This is a genomic window from Pseudoalteromonas sp. Of7M-16 (assembly GCF_022347805.1).
Lineage (GTDB): Bacteria > Pseudomonadota > Gammaproteobacteria > Enterobacterales > Alteromonadaceae > Pseudoalteromonas > Pseudoalteromonas luteoviolacea_F.
The window spans coordinates 234,112-250,384 of record NZ_JAKRFY010000003.1; the positions used below are offsets into that span (position 1 = coordinate 234,112).

Sequence of the window (16,273 nt, forward strand, 5' to 3'; positions counted from 1 at the left end):
GCCCACTTTAAGTTAGATAGACCGCGGAGTGTATCACATATAACACCCCTTGCCAATCGGTCATTTTTTATCCTAGTCTGACTGCTTTCTCAAAAACGCTGGGATATCGAAATAGTCACCTTTTTCTTTTTCACCAGTTTCTTTTGGTTGCTCAGTCGTTTTAATTGTCTCTTTGGTCTGTATTGTGTTGGGCTCTGCGCTAAACCCTGCACCTGTATCACTGCTAGGCTGTGATTCAACAGGCTTATTGCCCGCACCGCCAAAGCTTGGCACAAAGTCATCGTTAGTATGACTTGGGCCATGAGTCCCAGTTGCAGCTTGTCCAGCAAGACCTTGAATGCCTTTATCGACAATGCCAAACTGAGGTTTACGTTCGCCACCAAGGCCCGTGGCCACAACAGTAACGCGTAATTCGTCACTCATTTCAGGATCAATAACTGCACCTACCACCACTGTTGCATTTTCAGACGCCAGTGCCTTGACGTGGTTACCCACCACTTCAAACTCTTCAATGGTGATATCCATACCAGCGGTAATATTAACCAAAATACCTTTTGCACCTGTCAAATCCACATCTTCAAGCAGCGGACTTGAAATAGCAGCTTCAGCAGCTTCTTGTGCGCGATCTGGACCAGATGCTGCTGCGGTACCCATCATGGCAGTACCCATTGCCGACATTACCGTTCTTACATCAGCAAAGTCGACGTTAATCAGACCTGAACGGGTAATTAATTCTGCAATACCTTGCACCGCGCCATAAAGAACATCGTTAGCTTTTGCAAATGCGTCTAATAATGTAGTCCCTTTGCCAAGTACTTTCAGTAACTTGTTGTTAGGAATTGTAATAAGTGAATCTACAATTTCAGACAACTCTCCGATCCCATGATCGGCTGCTGCCATACGCTTTTTACCTTCCAAGTCAAAAGGACGCGTAACAACGGCAACGGTCAAAATCCCCAGCTCTTTGGCGACACGCGCAACCACAGGTGCAGCACCAGTACCTGTACCGCCACCCATACCTGCGGCGATAAAGACCATATCAGCACCTTCGAGGCTCGCTTTAATCGTTTCAACGTCTTCTTCAGCTGCACTTTTACCAACTTCTGGGTTCGCACCTGCCCCTAAGCCTTGCGTAATTTGCGTACCAAGCTGGACAGTGACATCCGCAGATGACTTTCTTAACGCTTGCGCGTCAGTGTTGGCAACAATGAAGCGTACACCTTCTATTTCTTGCTTTACCATGTGCTCAACGGCGTTGCCACCGCCGCCGCCAACACCAATTACTTTAATTACGGCTTCTTCGCCGTGTTGCTCCATAATATCAAACATCTTCACTCTCCGACTCGAGCTTTAAAACTCACCTTGAAACCATTTAGTTACTCGGCTCCACCAACCTTCTTCGGCATCTACTTTCGCCTTTTGTGCATTTTTGGCTTGCAGCGTACGGCCGTATTGTAACAAACCTACCGCTGTTGCATATGCCGGATCATCAACATAATCTGTTAATCCTGTGATCCCAACAGGCTTTCCTATCCTTACGGGCATTTGAAAGATGTCTTCTGCAACTTCCAAAGCCCCTTTCATTTTGGCGCTGCCACCGGTCATGACAACACCTGCCGCAATTTGGTCTTCAAAACCAGAGCGACGAATTTCTTCTTGAACTAACTCAAACAGCTCTCTAAATCTCGGCTCAACTACCTCAGATAAGGTATGACGAGACATGATCCGAGAGGGCCGTCCGCCTACGCTTGGCACTTCAATTGTTTCTTCAACACTGGCCATTTGACTGCTAGCAAACGCGTATTGTACCTTCAAAGACTCAGCATGTGAGAGTGGCGTTCTAAATATTTTTGCAATATCTCCGGTAACTTGGTTACCGGCAACAGGAATTACTGCCGTATGACGCAGCGCGCCATTTACATAAATGGCAATATCCATAGTACCGCCACCGATATCTACTACAGCAGCCCCCAGCTCTTTTTCATCTTCTGTCAAAACTGAGTAACAAGAAGCTAAAGCAGTAAAAGTGAGCTGATCAACTTCAAGCCCGCATCGCTCTACGCACTTTTCTATATTCTTAGCCATGTCATAGGAGCAAGTAATAATATGTGCTTTCGCTTCCATCCTTACTCCACTCATACCAAGCGGGTTTTTGATCCCCTCTTGCATATCAATACTGTACTCTTGCGGCAACGAATGCAGCATTTTGCGCTCTGCCGAAATAGGCACAGACCGAGCAATATGGATAACATTTGCAATATCATCATCTGTGACTTCTGTGTTATTAATTGCAACTACACCACTTTCGTTTTGGCATTGAATATGTTTACCCGAAATACCCAGATACACCGAGCTAATTCTGCAATCTGCCATTAATTCGGCTTCATCAATTGCACGTTTAATCGAATCAGATACCAAATTAAGATCGTTGACTCCGCCCTTATCCATACCGTGCGCAACTTGGTTACCAACGCCAACAATACTTAATTGATTATCGGATGTGATCTCACCGACGGTAGCAACTACTTTTGCAGTACCTACATCGAGTCCTATCACTAAGTTTCTTTCTGCTGACTTGGTCATGCTTTACTCTTTTCTTTTTTCTCATGTACCTGGGGGTATCTCCAACTTACCGCCAGCCCTGTATCATAACGCAAATCGATCACATCAAGCAGTGCACCTTCGGGTCTTTTTAAAAGCGGATACACGTCAATGAATCTTTGCACTCTCTTTGCTTTTTCTTCTCTGCCTAAATTTAGTTCGATGCCATTTTTTAACCATAACTGCCAAGCAAACCGCTCGGAAAGCGCCAAACTAGTCAACTCGAATGAATTGACTGCCAACATGGCCTTCAATTGCAAAAACGTTTCCCAAGCTTCACCTTCACTTCCCTCGGGGCCATACAGCTGAGGTAAGTTAGTAGATAACTTAGTGCTATCAGCTTGAAATATGACGCCATCCGCATTTAGTAGTGAATCACTATTCCAAAATGCGACGGGTTTATGCTCAACAACATAAACCTGAATTGTATCAGGCCACTGCTTACGCACAGACACAGATGCAACCCAGGGTAAATCCTTAACGGCAGCCTGAACCGCTTTCACATTTAATTGAAAAAAGCTGGTTAAGTCTGTTCGTTTTATCGCTTCAACAATGTCGTGTTCCTCAGTGTAAAAAGGATCTCCCAACACGGTTAACGTTTTAATCTGCGCATCTCGGTGCTCGACCAACCAGTCGCTGACCCAAAACACACTGCGCACTAAAAAAAACAACACACCTAGAAAAAAGCCAACACCAAGTATCGCAGACCAATTCAATCTGCCGACTTTCGTAAACGCTTTTTTCATATTTGGGCGCATATTATAACGTTTGCTCTAAAATGCGAACGACTAACTGTTCAAAGCTAATATCTTGTGCTTTTGCCGCCTTAGGTACCAAAGAAGTCTCCGTCATGCCTGGTACAGTATTTACTTCAAGTAAATAAAACTGTCCATTTGCATCTTGCATTGCATCAACACGCCCCCAACCGCTAGCACCAACCAACTCGAATGCATGTAACGACATCACTTGCAATTGCTCAGTATAAGCGGGTGTTAACTCTGCTGGGCATATGTATTCTGTTGTCGTTTCTTTATACTTTGCTTGATAATCGTAAAACCCACGTGGAGTACGCATCTCAATAACAGGCAACGGTTGCCCATCTAAGATAGCAACTGTAAATTCTCGCCCTTCTATCCACTGTTCTACTAGCACTTGATTATCAAACTTAAACGCTGCATTCAAAGCTTCTATTAATGATGTTTCATCGTGTGCCTTCGCCATACCAACGCTCGACCCTTCGTGGCTCGGCTTTACCATGACTTGACCTAATTCTTTAATAATAGCTTTGGCATCATAGCCACTATGTTTATCAACAACCGCATATTTTGCCGTGCTCAACTTAGCCGATTCAAATAGATGCTTGCAACGAATTTTATCCATTGCCAATGCACTTCCCAGTACACCGCTACCAGTGTAAGGGATGCCCATAAACTCAAGAGCACCTTGCACTGTACCATCCTCACCACCTCTGCCGTGCAAAGCGATAAAAACACGCTTTACATTGAGCGCGGTTAGTTCCGAGATATTGCGCTGTGCAGGATCAAAGGCGATCACATCAACCCCTTGGCTTTTTAGTGCTGCGACAATCGCATTACCTGAGGCCAAAGAGACTTCTCGTTCAGCTGAACTACCGCCTAGTAAAACAGCAACCTTTCCAAATTTACTCATTAACTCTCCGCTCTTAACTTTTGCTTGGATAGTTCTGTCGCGGCTAATTGCTTCACGATCTGACCTATGTTACCTGCACCTTGAGTGATCACTAAATCATTGTCTTCTATCACATCCGCCAACACAGTCATCAATTCTTCGTGCTGGGCCACATGGATAGGTTCAACTCCTCGCTGACGTAAACTCCTGCACAAAGCTTTACTATCTGCACCAACAATGGTCGATTCACCAGCAGCATAGACATCTAATAAGATCAATTGATCAACTTCCGCGAGCACTTTAACAAACTCTTCATAAAGATCACGAGTACGCGTATATCTATGTGGTTGATACAGCATTACTAACCGCTTATCAGGCCAACCGGCACGCGCAGCTTCAATTGTCACAGCCACCTCAGATGGATGATGACCATAATCATCGACTAACATCACTTCACCAGAATCATTTGTAAACGTACCGTAGTGCTGGAAGCGTCGCCCGATACCTGCAAACTCTTTTAAAGCAACTTGGATAGCACTGCTATCAATATCGTGATCTTTTGCTATTGCGATGGCAGCCGTCGCATTAAGTGCATTGTGTTTACCTGGCATATTTAGCGTGATCTCAACGCTTGAACCAGATTTATGCAATACCGTGAAGCTGCAACTCTCCACGTTTTGCACATAGTCGGTCATTCGATAATCCGCATCTTCGCTCTCACCATAAGTAATTGTTGGCCTTGCAAATCGTGGCAACAGCTCTCTAACCACTGGCGAATCAATACACACAACTGCCAATCCGTAAAACGGTAAGTTATGAATAAAATCAACGTAGGTATCTTTGAGCTTTTCAAAATCACCACCATACGTATCCATATGATCTGCTTCAATATTGGTGATCACGGAAGCCATTGGTTGTAAATGCAAAAAAGAAGCATCACTCTCATCAGCTTCGGCAATGAGTACGTCGCTACTGCCCACTTTAGCGTTACTTCCTGCGCTATTTAGCAACCCACCAATAATAAATGTTGGATCTAACTTAGCTTCAGCAAAAATACTTGCGACTAGGCTAGTTGTTGTTGTTTTTCCGTGAGTACCTGCCACCGCAATTCCGTGCCTAAAACGCATTAACTCAGCGAGCATTTCAGCACGCCTTACAACCGGAATACGTGCCTGCTGAGCGGCCATGATCTCAGGGTTGCTTGTATCAATTGCACTGGAGACCACCACCACATCAGCATCAGTTACATTAGCCGCATCGTGACCTATAAAAATCTCAGCACCAATTTTTAACAGCCTTTCTGTCATCGCATTTTGTGCAATGTCTGAACCTGTGATCCGGTACCCTTCATACGCCAACACTTCTGCTATACCGCCCATACCAGCACCACCTATTCCAATAAAGTGAATGGTGTTGATTCGTCTCATAGCACGGCGATATTTATTTTCTTTCACAACTTTCTCTTCGATTAGTAACTTCTTTAATTATTTCAACCACTGAACTTGTGGCATCAAGTTGCGCGCACGCTTTGGCGCGCAATGCTTTTTCTTCAATTAAGTGTGGCTCGGCAAAAAATGGCTCTAACAGTGAAACCATATTTGACATATTCAGCTCAGACTGAGGAACCATTAGGGCAGCTTGTTCATCCACTAAAGCGCGAGCGTTTAATGTCTGGTGATCATCTACAGCGTGAGGCAGTGGCACAAAAACGGCCATTTTTCCTGCCGCCGCAACTTCACTAACAGTCAATGCGCCCGCGCGGCAAATTATAATATCAGCCCACTCATAAGCCTGATCCATATTTTCGATAAACTCAGTGACTTTACAGTCAAACGATTGACCTTCATAGCGCTTGGCTACGCCGCCACCATGCCCTTTACCTGACTGATGCCAAACAGCTAACGATGCTTGGTTATTCTCATTGAGAGATGAAAAGACGTCAGGTAATGTGTCGTTTAATGCTTTTGCCCCCAAAGAACCACCAACCACTAGGCAATTCACTTGCTGTGTAATCGGTTTAGACTGAATCTGGGTCACCGAATCTCTTATTGGATTACCTACAATATCACACGCCCTATCCGCAAACGCACCATGAAAGGCGCACAATACACGCGTAGCCAACTTGGCTAATAGTTTATTGCTAAAGCCAGCCACCGCATTTTGCTCGTGGATGATAAGTGGTACCCCTAACATTTTTGCTGCGATCCCAACAGGCCCAGTTACATAACCCCCCATCGTAAGCACAGCATCTGGTTTATGGGTTTTGAGTATATTTCTCGCTGCAATGATGGCTTTAAGGATCATAAAAGGGGCCTTTAACAGGCGTTTTAAACCATTGCCTCTCAACCCTTTTACCTTAATAAAGTCAATATCAAAGCCATGACTAGGTACAACCTGAGCTTCCATTCTATCCTCAGTACCAACCCAAGAAACTTCCCAGCCAAGTTGTTTCAATTTTTCTGCGACAGCGATACCCGGGAAAATGTGCCCACCTGTACCACCAGCAGCAACCAATAATCGCCTACTCATCGCTTACCACCTCTTGAAGTTGCCTGCCTCGTAGACATTTTGGTTTCGAAATCTATTCGTTGCAGCAATCCTGCAGCAATTGTCATGACCAATAAACTTGAGCCACCATAAGATACAAATGGCAAAGTGAGTCCTTTCGTTGGCAACATGCCTGCACTCGCTCCGACATTGACTAATGTCTGAAACGCAAACCAAATTCCTATTCCGAGGGCTAAATATCCTTCATATTCTTTTTGCGACTTGAGTGCTTGTTGGCCGATGACCAAAGCACGAAAGACCAACATGCCCAACATAAATAACACACAAACAACACCCAAAAAGCCCAGTTCTTCCGCTATTACTGCAAAAATAAAGTCGTTATGCGCTTCGGGTAAATACTGTAGTTTTTGCACGCTGTTACCAAGCCCTTGACCAAACCAGCCGCCTTGTCCATAAGCCATCAAAGACTGAACAAGCTGATACCCCTTACCAAATGGATCTTTCCAGGGCTCTAAGAATCCTACTACCCTTGCCATTCGATAAGGTTCAAAAATGATCAGCATAATCACCAAGAAAATGCCGGTGAGCATGAGCACAAAAAATTGCCAGAGCTTTGCACCAGCTAAAAACAGTAAACCCACTGTGGTGACGAAGATCACAACAACCGTGCCTAAGTCTGGCTGCATCAGTATTAAAAAGGCATAAACCGCAAACACCACAATAGGTTTTGCAAACCCTTTTATGTTTTCTTGCACCTCATCTCGTTTACGAACCAAATAGCCCGCGATATAACTTATAAAATAAAGCTTTGCTACTTCCGCTGCTTGCACACCAACGGGTCCAATTGGGATCCAACGTTTAGCTCCGTTCACCTCTCGACCAACGATTAAAACCAAGATCAACAGCACCACCCCAAAGAGCAACAAATAAGGATTAAAGCGTTTCCACCAAGCCATGGATACAGACGTACTTAACCAAAAAAGCACCATTCCCATAATCAAAAACATGCCGTGACGCACAATGATATGATAAGGGTTATCGTACAGCCTTTCCGCAACAGGCATAGAGGCACTGGTGACCATCACAAACCCGACCCCGATTAAACACAACATTGCATATAACAATGGTAAATCAAACAAGGTATCTGCTTTGCTCGATTTAAATATGCCTTTTAGGTTGATGGTCGCAATCATTTACAACTCCCCAACCCATTTGCAAAACTCATCACCACGAGCCATATAATTTGGATACATATCAATGCTTGCACACGCCGGGGCTAGTAATACGATATCGCCAGCTTGCGCTTGCTGACTTGCCCCAATAACTGCATCTTTTAATGAACCAACCAAGTGACTATGAGTATGCATCGAAGAAAACAGAGCCGCATCTTTGCCAAAACAGTAAATTGCCCTGCAATAGCTTTGAATTGGTGCAGCCAATGGAGAGACATCAGCCCCTTTTGCATCTCCACCTAAAATTAGAATTATTTTCTGAGCTTCGGCTTGCAAGCTTTCAAGTGCCGTGACCGTTGCGCCGACATTCGTCGCTTTAGAGTCGTTAAAATATTTTACCCCGGCTACTTCTGCAATCAGCTGGCAGCGATGTGAAAGCCCACCAAAGCGCGAAAAAGCGTCTTGATAAGCCTGTTTAGTAATTGTAAAAGGTGACAATAATGCCATGACAGCCAAAGCATTAAACTGGTTATGCTTGCCTGATAGCTTTAAGCTATCCACTGTGAAAACGTGTTTGCCATTTATACTAAAAAAGTCGCCCTGCTCAGTCGTTGCAATACAGTAGTCCGCTTTGTGCAAACCAACGCCAACTGAGTGTCTGTGTGCTTGATGGGTTTTTTCATCATCAGCATTGAAAACAAGTAAGTCTGTTTTTTGATAGATGCGCTTTTTCGCCGCGCAATAAGCTTCAAAGTCAGGGTATCGGTCCATGTGATCTTCAGTAATGTTGAGGATCATGGCACTGCGACACTTTAAGTTTTGTGTGGTCTCGAGCTGAAAGCTCGACAATTCCAAAATGACAATATCTAAATCTTGATCAAGTAAGTCCAGCACTGAAGTACCGATATTACCACCCAAACCCACTTTCAATCCCGCTGACTGACAAACCGTTTCTGCTAGGCTTACCACAGTAGATTTTCCATTTGATCCAGTGACGGCAACGACTGGAGCCGTGTTTAGTCGCGCAAAAACCTCGATATCACCGACCACTTCAGCACCGTGCGCTATCGCTTCTACAACATATCTGTCATACAGCGGGATCCCTGGACTAATAATAATTATATCGGTATCAATCAACGCGCCTTCAGCAAGTGGGCCAAACACAGCCTCACATTCTGGAGCATTGTGCGCGAGCCAATCCGCACCTGGTGGAACAGGTCGCGTATCAACTACTTTAGGAAAGATCCCTTGTTGTAACAAAAAGCGCACGGTACCAAGCCCGGATATACCGAGCCCTAGCACTGTGACCTTTTTCTGCTTCAACGTCTCTAAATAATTCATTATCTTATCTTTAAGGTTGCCAAACCAGCCAATACTAAGATGAAGGAGATGATCCAAAAACGCACAATAACACGTGGTTCAGGCCAACCTTTTAGTTCATAGTGATGGTGTATAGGTGCCATTCTAAAAATACGCTGGCCACGTAACTTATATGAACCTACCTGTAAAATGACAGATAAGGCTTCCATTACAAACACCCCTCCCATGATCACTAGTACCAATTCTTGTCTGACTAAAATAGCGATTATTCCAAGAGCTCCACCCAGCGCTAAAGAGCCAACATCACCCATAAATACTTGGGCCGGATAGGTGTTGAACCACAAAAATCCAAGTCCAGCTCCGACGATAGCAGTACAGACAACCACCAGCTCACTGGCCAATGGTATATGAGGAATGTGGAGATAATTTGAGAAGTTTACGTTACCAGTTAAATAAGCAATGATCGCTAAAGCTGCTGCTACCAAAATAGTAGGTACTATTGCCAAACCATCTAAACCATCGGTTAGATTCACCGCATTAGATGTTCCCACAATCACAAAATAGCTCATTACAAGATAAAACAGTCCCAGCTGTGGCAATACATCTTTGAAAAACGGCACAACAAGAGACGTTTCAGCAGCTGAGGTAGTCGTTGAATATAAAAATGCCGCGACGGATATTGCAATAACGGATTGCCAAAAATACTTCCACCTTGCAATCAATCCCTTACTATCTTTACGGATCACTTTTCTGTAATCATCAACAAAACCAACGATACCTAGTGAACCAATCACAAACAATGTGACCCACACGTATTTATTACTCAAATCCCCCCACATTAAGGAGCTGACAAAGATTGCTCCTAGGATCAGCAAACCACCCATTGTGGGTGTGCCTGATTTGGATAGGTGAGACTCAGGACCATCATCTCTTACCGTTTGACCTATCTGCATGCGCTGTAATGCACGGATCAGTTTAGGACCAAAATACAGCGATATAAGTAAGGCGGTTAAAATCCCTAAAATAGCTCGTACTGTCAAATAAGAAAATACGTTAAAACCGCTGTAGTATTGCGTTAAATACTCTGCTAACCAAACTAACATTGTCGGTCCCCACTTTCTGAGTTTGTATGCGCTGAAATCAGATCAGCGACCAATAGCTCCATGCGGGCACTACGCGATCCTTTGACAAGCAGTGTGCACTGCTCTGTCTCGTGTTTAATGAATTGTGAAAGCTCTTCGAGCATATGTTCACGGGTAGAAAAGTGACGATTTGGCGTGTCAAATACTTCGCTTGCATAGCGACTCAACACACCCAGCGTATACACTGCGTCAATACCTTGCTGCTTCGCATATTCACCGACTTCTTTGTGGTAAGCCCGTGCATCTTCACCTAACTCTGCCATGTCTCCCAGTGCCAATACTCGTGTACCAGGCATGTCTTTCAATAACTCTATGGCTGCTTTGACTGAACGTACGTTGGCATTGTATGTGTCATCTACAACACGCAATGAACTGGACACATCAATGACATTGACTCGGCCTTTTACAATTGGCATATCTTTAAGTGCAACGGCGATATCCTCTAACGACGTACCAAAAGGAAGCGTTAAAGAGGCTGCGATCACGGCATTCATCACATTGTGCTTGCCTGGCAGTGCTAACTTTACATTTTGTGACGCATGCGGCGTACAAAGCACAAACTCGGCACATCCAGACTCATCCAGTTGAATGTCTTGAGCCCACACATCCAGTCTACTGTTCATAGAAAAGCGTTGAACTGATTGAGAGCTCAAGCTCTCCTCCCACATGGGGGCGAACTCACTGTCACAGTTTATAATTGCTACACCATCAGACTTTAACCCGCCAAATATTTCTCCTTTGGCTTGACCTATACCTTCAATAGAGCCAAAACCTTCTAAATGAGAAGGAGCAACATTGCACACAACAGCAACATCTGGGTTGGTTAACCCGCTTGTATAGGCTATTTCCCCAATATGATTGGCGCCCAGTTCAATGACAGCATATTCGTCATCTTCCGATAAACGCAGTAACGTCAAAGGGACACCAATATCATTGTTGAAATTCCCTTTGGTCGCGAGCACTTTGCCACGGCGTGATAATATTGCCGCAGTCATCTCTTTTACCGTGGTTTTTCCCACACTGCCCGTTATTGCGACGGTTTTTGGCGCAACCTGTTTTATAACCGCTTGCCCAAGCTTGCCTAACGCAACACGTGTGTCAGATACCACAAACTGAACAATATCAGCGTCGACACGCTCTGATACAATGACCGCTATGGCACCTTTATTTTTTGCTTCTTCAACAAACTTATGACCATCAAAATTTGCACCTTTGAGCGCTAAAAAGACTTCGTTATCGGTTATTGTTCTTGTATCTGTATTGATATTGGCAACCGCCAAATTCTGCCCACTAAAAGGGGCCCCAAGTACTTCTGCAAGCCAAGAAAAATCCATCTTGATCATGCACTTTCCCCCTGTAAAATTAATTTCACTAAACTTCTATCACAGAAGCTTAATGTCTGGTTTCCTATAATTTGATAGTCTTCATGGCCTTTACCTGCAATCAATACCACGCTGTTTTCATCAGCATGTTCAATTGCATATCTAATGGCTTTTTCTCTATCTGGTTGTGACACAGCATACTGAGGTTCTCTGAGCCCAGCCTTAATGTCACTAATAATTGTGTTAGGGTCTTCACTTCGAGGGTTATCACTGGTAATGATCACCGTATCAGCAAATTGCTCTGCTGCGCGGGCCATCAATGGCCTTTTTCCTTTGTCACGATCACCGCCACATCCAAACACACAGCTAACCTTGCCCGGCACATGTTGCTGCAAAGCCCGCAGTGTTAATTCCAGCGCTTCAGGGGTGTGCGCATAATCGACAATACAGGTTGGGAATCCGGGTTGATAAAACGCTTGCATGCGACCATCAACAGGTAACAGTTTGGTTGCTGCGGCCTGAAGCTGTTCAAGCGCGTAGCCTTGAATTAATAAAGAAGCGATCGCGGCCGACAAATTATAAATATTAAACTGTCCAAACAAGCCTGTTGTGATCTCAGTATTGCCCCACGAAGTATTAAGGTTTAGAGAAATTCCATTTTGGTGGCACTGTACGTTATCAAAAAACACATAGTGCTCGTACACATTATCCTGTGGTTGCTTGCCATAAACTACACACTGCTGTGTGTCAAACTCGCCAAGCCACTGCTGCGCATATGCGTCATCGATATTAAGCACTTTAATTTTGGCATTACTCTCGCTAAACAGACGCTTTTTAGCTCGCGCATAATTTTCCATATCACCATGATAATCTAAGTGATCACGACTTAAATTGGTGAAAACAGCAATGTCAAAGTCAACATGTTCAACTCGCCCTTGCACAATACCGTGTGACGACACCTCCATCGCCACCTGCTGGTATTGAGTCTGTAGCTCACTAAATATTTGCTGCAACAATACAGCCGAAGGGGTCGTGTTAGTTAAAGGTGTTAGTCGCTCAGGCTCGCCATAGCCCAACGTTCCTATCACGGCACTCGGTGTACCACACTGCTGTGCTAGGTTCGCAATCATAGCCGTTGTTGTTGACTTTCCATTAGTGCCTGTGACACCAATAACAGTCATTTTTGTACTTGGCTCTTGATAAAATTGAGCTGCAATTTGCGATAAATTTTGCTTTAAATTTGTAACGCGTATGACAGGCACCTCGAAACTACCTAGGTGTGTACTGTCGTCAACCAAAATACATGTTGCGCCTTGTTTAATTGCTGCGGATATAAATTGTGTACCATCCAGTTGGTGTCCAGCAACAGCGATAAAGCAATCGCCCACACATATTTCGCGACTGTCTAAACGCAGTGCATTCACGCTGATTTGGGGACTTACTACGCCAAAGTTTTTGAGCACTTTAGTTAAGTCACGCATCGTCATTTTTTCCTGATAAATATGCTACGCTTTCTTTGTCTGGAGCTACGTTCAACATACGTAATGAATTAGAAACAATCTCGGCAAAAACAGGGCCTGCGGTCTGACCTCCATAATACACATCACCACCAGGTTCATTAACCATCACCACGACCGCTAAACGAGGGTCACTAACAGGAGCAACACCGGCAAAGTAGCCAACATATTCATCACCATAACCACCGGCAATGGCTTTTTCCGATGTTCCTGTTTTGCCAGCAGCCCGATAGCCGTCCACTTTGATCATGGATGCCGTCCCGCCTTTCTCAAAAATTGATTCCATCATTGAGATCACCGCTTTGGTGTCCTCTTCTTTAAAGATGCGTTCGCCAGGTTGAGGTTGCTCCTGCTTTAGTATTGTTAGAGGTCTAGAAATACCACCAGCACCTATCATCGCATAAAGTCTTGCTATCTGCGCCGTACTGGCAGAAACAGCATAACCATATGATAATGTAGCAATTTCAAAATCTGACCACCTTCTATTTGGATAGAATAATCCTGAGCTTTCTCCAATCATCATGGTGCCAGTATCTTCTCCAAACCCCGCTTTTTGATACGTGCCAACAAAATAATCTTTGGGCAATTTTTGGCTGATTTTGGCCACGCCCATATTGCTGGACACTTTTAATATTTCTCGCAGCGACATTTCACCATGATTACGCGTATCTTTTACTAAGCTACCACCTAAACGCATCCAACCGGGGTAAGTATCGATGATTTCATCCGCTGTGATCGCACCGTATTCTAGACCCGCTAATATTGCCAAGGGCTTAAGAGTAGAACCGGGTTCAAATAAATCTGTAATAGCGCGATTACGGCGTTTATATGGTGCTGCCGTGCTCATATCATTTGGATTGAAGCTCGGACTATTCACCATTGCGAGGATTTCACCGGTATGCACATCGACAACCATGGCTGATCCTGAAGTCGCCTGATATGTCAAAACTGCTGACTTTAACGCTACATAAGCAATGGTTTGAATACGATGATCAATACTGAGATGAATGTCTTCAGGTTCGACACGCTCTTCCTCTGACAATACTTGTACTTCTCGACCTTGTGCATCTTTACGAATAGTCCTTAGCCCTTCGGTTCCCGTCAGTGCCGTATCGAAACGTTTTTCAATTCCTTCAATACCAATGCCATCAATATTAGTCACACCTAAAACGTGTGCAGCAATTTCACCACTTGGATAGAAGCGCTTTGATTCATCAAGCAAATGGATTCCGGGCAACCGCATTTGTCTAATATATTTAGCCACCGCAGGCGTTACTTGACGTTTCAAATAGACAAAACGACGCTTTGCGTTACCACGCAATTTAGTATTTACTTGATCAGCTGGAAGCTGTAGGACATCGGACAACTCACGCCAACGAGCCTGACCTTGGTACAATTGCTGTGTACGAGCTTTGAGCTGGGTTTCATTTTCGGCCAGCGCAACATGGTCTTCGCGGTTTTTTCTCGCCTGACGTAACACCTTTTTCTTCAATGCTTTTTCCAGTGCATAAGGATCTGCATATACACTGACAACCGGTACGCTCACTGCGAGTTCTTTGCCGTTGCGGTCATAGATCATACCACGCTGAACATGCAGTTTTTCTTTTCTCACAGTACGCTTGGCATTTTCTTCTCGCGCTTTGTCTGGCTCTATAACTTGCAGATATGCAGCTCTAGCTATCAAGGCTAAAAACACAGAGCCCAACATCACACAAACAAGGATGAACCGCCATGCGATTAAGTTTTGTGGTGACGTATTCTTCGTTTTCATGGTAGCTCTATCACCTGTTCTTCTTTACTTGTAGGACGCAACATTTTTAATTGTGTTTTTGCGATTTCTTCTATTCTTGCATGCTGAGAATAAAACTCTTCTTCTACAAGTAAGTAGCGCCACTCTAGGTCCAACTCATCTCTTTGCTGGAGTAGCTGATCTTGCAATATCAACTGTTGCCGAGTCGAATGTGTTATTTGCACCACCACCAAAGATGATATAAATACACTGACGAGCAGCAAAAAAGTCAGCTTGTTCGCCAACAAAACTTGGCAAATCTCCAAAAAAAGCTGAGGTTGACGTTGCACAGGTTTAGCCATTTACAATTTCTCAGCAATACGCAGTACAGAGCTTCTTGCTCGGGGGTTATTATTAATTTCCGTCTTGCTTGGCTTGATCGCTTTACCTATCGCTTTTAGTGTCAAATTTTTATTGATTTGGTCATCTGTCAGCGGTAGCCCTCTCGGAATTGCTTCCCCCTTGCTCTGCTTTTTAATAAATTGTTTAACGATTCTGTCTTCTAGTGAATGAAAAGAAATAACAACCAATCGGCCACCTGGTTTCAATACATCAAGTGACGCCGACAGTGCCGTTTGAATTTCTTCTAGTTCACTATTGATGTAAATACGAATAGCTTGAAATGTGCGTGTTGCAGGGTGTTTGTGTTTATCTTTAACTGGCACAGCTTCATCAATTAGATCTGCTAATTGTTTTGTTGTTGTGATCTCAGTTTCTTCACGGGTTTCAATAATTTTGTGCGCAATACGTCTGGCAAACTTTTCCTCACCATACTTTTTAATTACATACACCATGTCTTCCAGTTCGGCTTCGGCAAGCCACTGAGCTGCGCTACGTCCAGCTTCTGGATTCATGCGCATATCCAATGGTCCCTCTTTCATAAAGCTAAAACCACGATCGGCATCATCCAGCTGCGGAGATGACACACCAATATCTAACAAAATACCATCCACTTTGCCGGTAAGTCCTGCTTCACTGGCAACTTGCGCAATATTTGAAAAACGATTGTGTGCAATAGAAAAGCGTGTATCTTGAGCAAACTTCTGTGCCGCTTGGATCGCCTGAGGATCCTGATCTATTGCCTGTAAACGCCCTGACTCACCCAAACGTTTCAGAATTTGTCCCGAGTGACCGCCACGTCCAAAAGTGCCGTCAATATATGTACCACTGGGTTTGATATCTAGTGCATCGAGTGTTTCATCCATTAACACCGATATATGTTCTAATTCTGAACTCATAATTGTGAGCTACACCT

14 protein-coding genes are annotated in these 16,273 nt (G+C 44.2%); all 14 read right to left on the bottom strand.

All coding sequences use genetic code 11. From position 1 onward, the window contains the following. Positions 1-72: 72 nt before the first annotated feature. The 14 genes from ftsZ to rsmH are packed head-to-tail and all read right to left on the bottom strand — an operon-like array spanning position 73 to position 16,256. Positions 73-1,329 carry a cell division protein FtsZ gene (gene ftsZ, locus MHN81_RS04755; RefSeq protein ID WP_023397196.1) on the bottom strand — a complete coding sequence of 419 codons (1,257 nt, stop codon included), beginning with the start codon at positions 1,327-1,329 and terminating at the stop codon, positions 73-75. A 21-nt stretch (positions 1,330-1,350) separates the two neighbouring features. Then, positions 1,351-2,583 (bottom strand): cell division protein FtsA, encoded by a 1,233-nt coding sequence (gene ftsA, locus MHN81_RS04760; protein ID WP_239425156.1) that lies wholly within the window; start codon positions 2,581-2,583, stop codon positions 1,351-1,353. Then, a complete protein-coding gene (locus MHN81_RS04765) occupies positions 2,580-3,359 on the bottom strand; it encodes a cell division protein FtsQ/DivIB (RefSeq protein WP_239425157.1) in 780 nt (259 codons plus the stop codon). Before MHN81_RS04765 ends, ftsA begins: the two co-directional genes overlap by 4 nt. Before the next feature lies 1 nt (position 3,360). After that, positions 3,361-4,269 (bottom strand): D-alanine--D-alanine ligase, encoded by a 909-nt coding sequence (locus MHN81_RS04770; RefSeq protein ID WP_023397199.1) that lies wholly within the window; start codon positions 4,267-4,269, stop codon positions 3,361-3,363. Then, positions 4,269-5,675 (bottom strand): UDP-N-acetylmuramate--L-alanine ligase, encoded by a 1,407-nt coding sequence (gene murC, locus MHN81_RS04775; RefSeq protein WP_239425193.1) that lies wholly within the window; start codon positions 5,673-5,675, stop codon positions 4,269-4,271. Before murC ends, MHN81_RS04770 begins: the two co-directional genes overlap by 1 nt. 13 nt (positions 5,676-5,688) lie before the next feature. After that, the gene (gene murG / locus MHN81_RS04780; protein ID WP_239425158.1) at positions 5,689-6,777 is read right to left on the bottom strand and encodes an undecaprenyldiphospho-muramoylpentapeptide beta-N-acetylglucosaminyltransferase; all 1,089 of its coding nucleotides are present in this window, start codon (positions 6,775-6,777) and stop codon (positions 5,689-5,691) included. Continuing rightward, positions 6,774-7,949 carry a cell division protein FtsW gene (gene ftsW, locus MHN81_RS04785; protein WP_023397202.1) on the bottom strand — a complete coding sequence of 392 codons (1,176 nt, stop codon included), beginning with the start codon at positions 7,947-7,949 and terminating at the stop codon, positions 6,774-6,776. Before ftsW ends, murG begins: the two co-directional genes overlap by 4 nt. Further along, entirely contained in the window at positions 7,950-9,269 is a 1,320-nt protein-coding gene (gene murD, locus MHN81_RS04790) for a UDP-N-acetylmuramoyl-L-alanine--D-glutamate ligase (RefSeq protein WP_023397203.1), read from the bottom strand. Further along, positions 9,269-10,351: a phospho-N-acetylmuramoyl-pentapeptide-transferase gene (mraY, locus tag MHN81_RS04795; protein WP_023397204.1), complete on the bottom strand. Its 1,083-nt coding sequence runs from the start codon at positions 10,349-10,351 to the stop codon at positions 9,269-9,271. The genes murD and mraY overlap by 1 nt, the downstream gene beginning before the upstream one ends. Next, positions 10,345-11,733, bottom strand: a complete 1,389-nt coding sequence (gene murF, locus MHN81_RS04800) for a UDP-N-acetylmuramoyl-tripeptide--D-alanyl-D-alanine ligase (protein ID WP_239425159.1) — start codon at positions 11,731-11,733, stop codon at positions 10,345-10,347. The genes mraY and murF overlap by 7 nt, the downstream gene beginning before the upstream one ends. Continuing rightward, positions 11,730-13,193: a UDP-N-acetylmuramoyl-L-alanyl-D-glutamate--2,6-diaminopimelate ligase gene (gene murE, locus MHN81_RS04805; protein ID WP_239425160.1), complete on the bottom strand. Its 1,464-nt coding sequence runs from the start codon at positions 13,191-13,193 to the stop codon at positions 11,730-11,732. The genes murF and murE overlap by 4 nt, the downstream gene beginning before the upstream one ends. After that, positions 13,186-15,000: a penicillin-binding transpeptidase domain-containing protein gene (locus tag MHN81_RS04810; protein WP_023397207.1), complete on the bottom strand. Its 1,815-nt coding sequence runs from the start codon at positions 14,998-15,000 to the stop codon at positions 13,186-13,188. The genes murE and MHN81_RS04810 overlap by 8 nt, the downstream gene beginning before the upstream one ends. Continuing rightward, on the bottom strand, positions 14,997-15,320 hold the full coding sequence (gene ftsL / locus MHN81_RS04815) for a cell division protein FtsL (RefSeq protein ID WP_023397208.1): 324 nt from the start codon (positions 15,318-15,320) through the stop codon (positions 14,997-14,999). Before ftsL ends, MHN81_RS04810 begins: the two co-directional genes overlap by 4 nt. After that, positions 15,321-16,256 carry a 16S rRNA (cytosine(1402)-N(4))-methyltransferase RsmH gene (gene rsmH, locus MHN81_RS04820; RefSeq protein ID WP_023397209.1) on the bottom strand — a complete coding sequence of 312 codons (936 nt, stop codon included), beginning with the start codon at positions 16,254-16,256 and terminating at the stop codon, positions 15,321-15,323. It abuts the gene before it with no gap. Positions 16,257-16,273: the final 17 nt, after the last annotated feature.

Bases quoted from the DNA above. Each gene is read 5' to 3' on its own strand.
- ftsZ (WP_023397196.1), bottom strand. From the start codon at position 1,329: ATGTTTGATATTATGGAGCAACACGGCGAAGAAGCCGTAATTAAAGTA.
- ftsA (WP_239425156.1), bottom strand. From the start codon at position 2,583: ATGACCAAGTCAGCAGAAAGAAACTTAGTGATAGGACTCGATGTAGGT.
- MHN81_RS04765 (WP_239425157.1), bottom strand. From the start codon at position 3,359: ATGCGCCCAAATATGAAAAAAGCGTTTACGAAAGTCGGCAGATTGAAT.
- MHN81_RS04770 (WP_023397199.1), bottom strand. From the start codon at position 4,269: ATGAGTAAATTTGGAAAGGTTGCTGTTTTACTAGGCGGTAGTTCAGCT.
- murC (WP_239425193.1), bottom strand. From the start codon at position 5,675: ATGAGACGAATCAACACCATTCACTTTATTGGAATAGGTGGTGCTGGT.
- murG (WP_239425158.1), bottom strand. From the start codon at position 6,777: ATGAGTAGGCGATTATTGGTTGCTGCTGGTGGTACAGGTGGGCACATT.
- ftsW (WP_023397202.1), bottom strand. From the start codon at position 7,949: ATGATTGCGACCATCAACCTAAAAGGCATATTTAAATCGAGCAAAGCA.
- murD (WP_023397203.1), bottom strand. From the start codon at position 9,269: ATGAATTATTTAGAGACGTTGAAGCAGAAAAAGGTCACAGTGCTAGGG.
- mraY (WP_023397204.1), bottom strand. From the start codon at position 10,351: ATGTTAGTTTGGTTAGCAGAGTATTTAACGCAATACTACAGCGGTTTT.
- murF (WP_239425159.1), bottom strand. From the start codon at position 11,733: ATGATCAAGATGGATTTTTCTTGGCTTGCAGAAGTACTTGGGGCCCCT.
- murE (WP_239425160.1), bottom strand. From the start codon at position 13,193: ATGCGTGACTTAACTAAAGTGCTCAAAAACTTTGGCGTAGTAAGTCCC.
- MHN81_RS04810 (WP_023397207.1), bottom strand. From the start codon at position 15,000: ATGAAAACGAAGAATACGTCACCACAAAACTTAATCGCATGGCGGTTC.
- ftsL (WP_023397208.1), bottom strand. From the start codon at position 15,320: ATGGCTAAACCTGTGCAACGTCAACCTCAGCTTTTTTTGGAGATTTGC.
- rsmH (WP_023397209.1), bottom strand. From the start codon at position 16,256: ATGAGTTCAGAATTAGAACATATATCGGTGTTAATGGATGAAACACTC.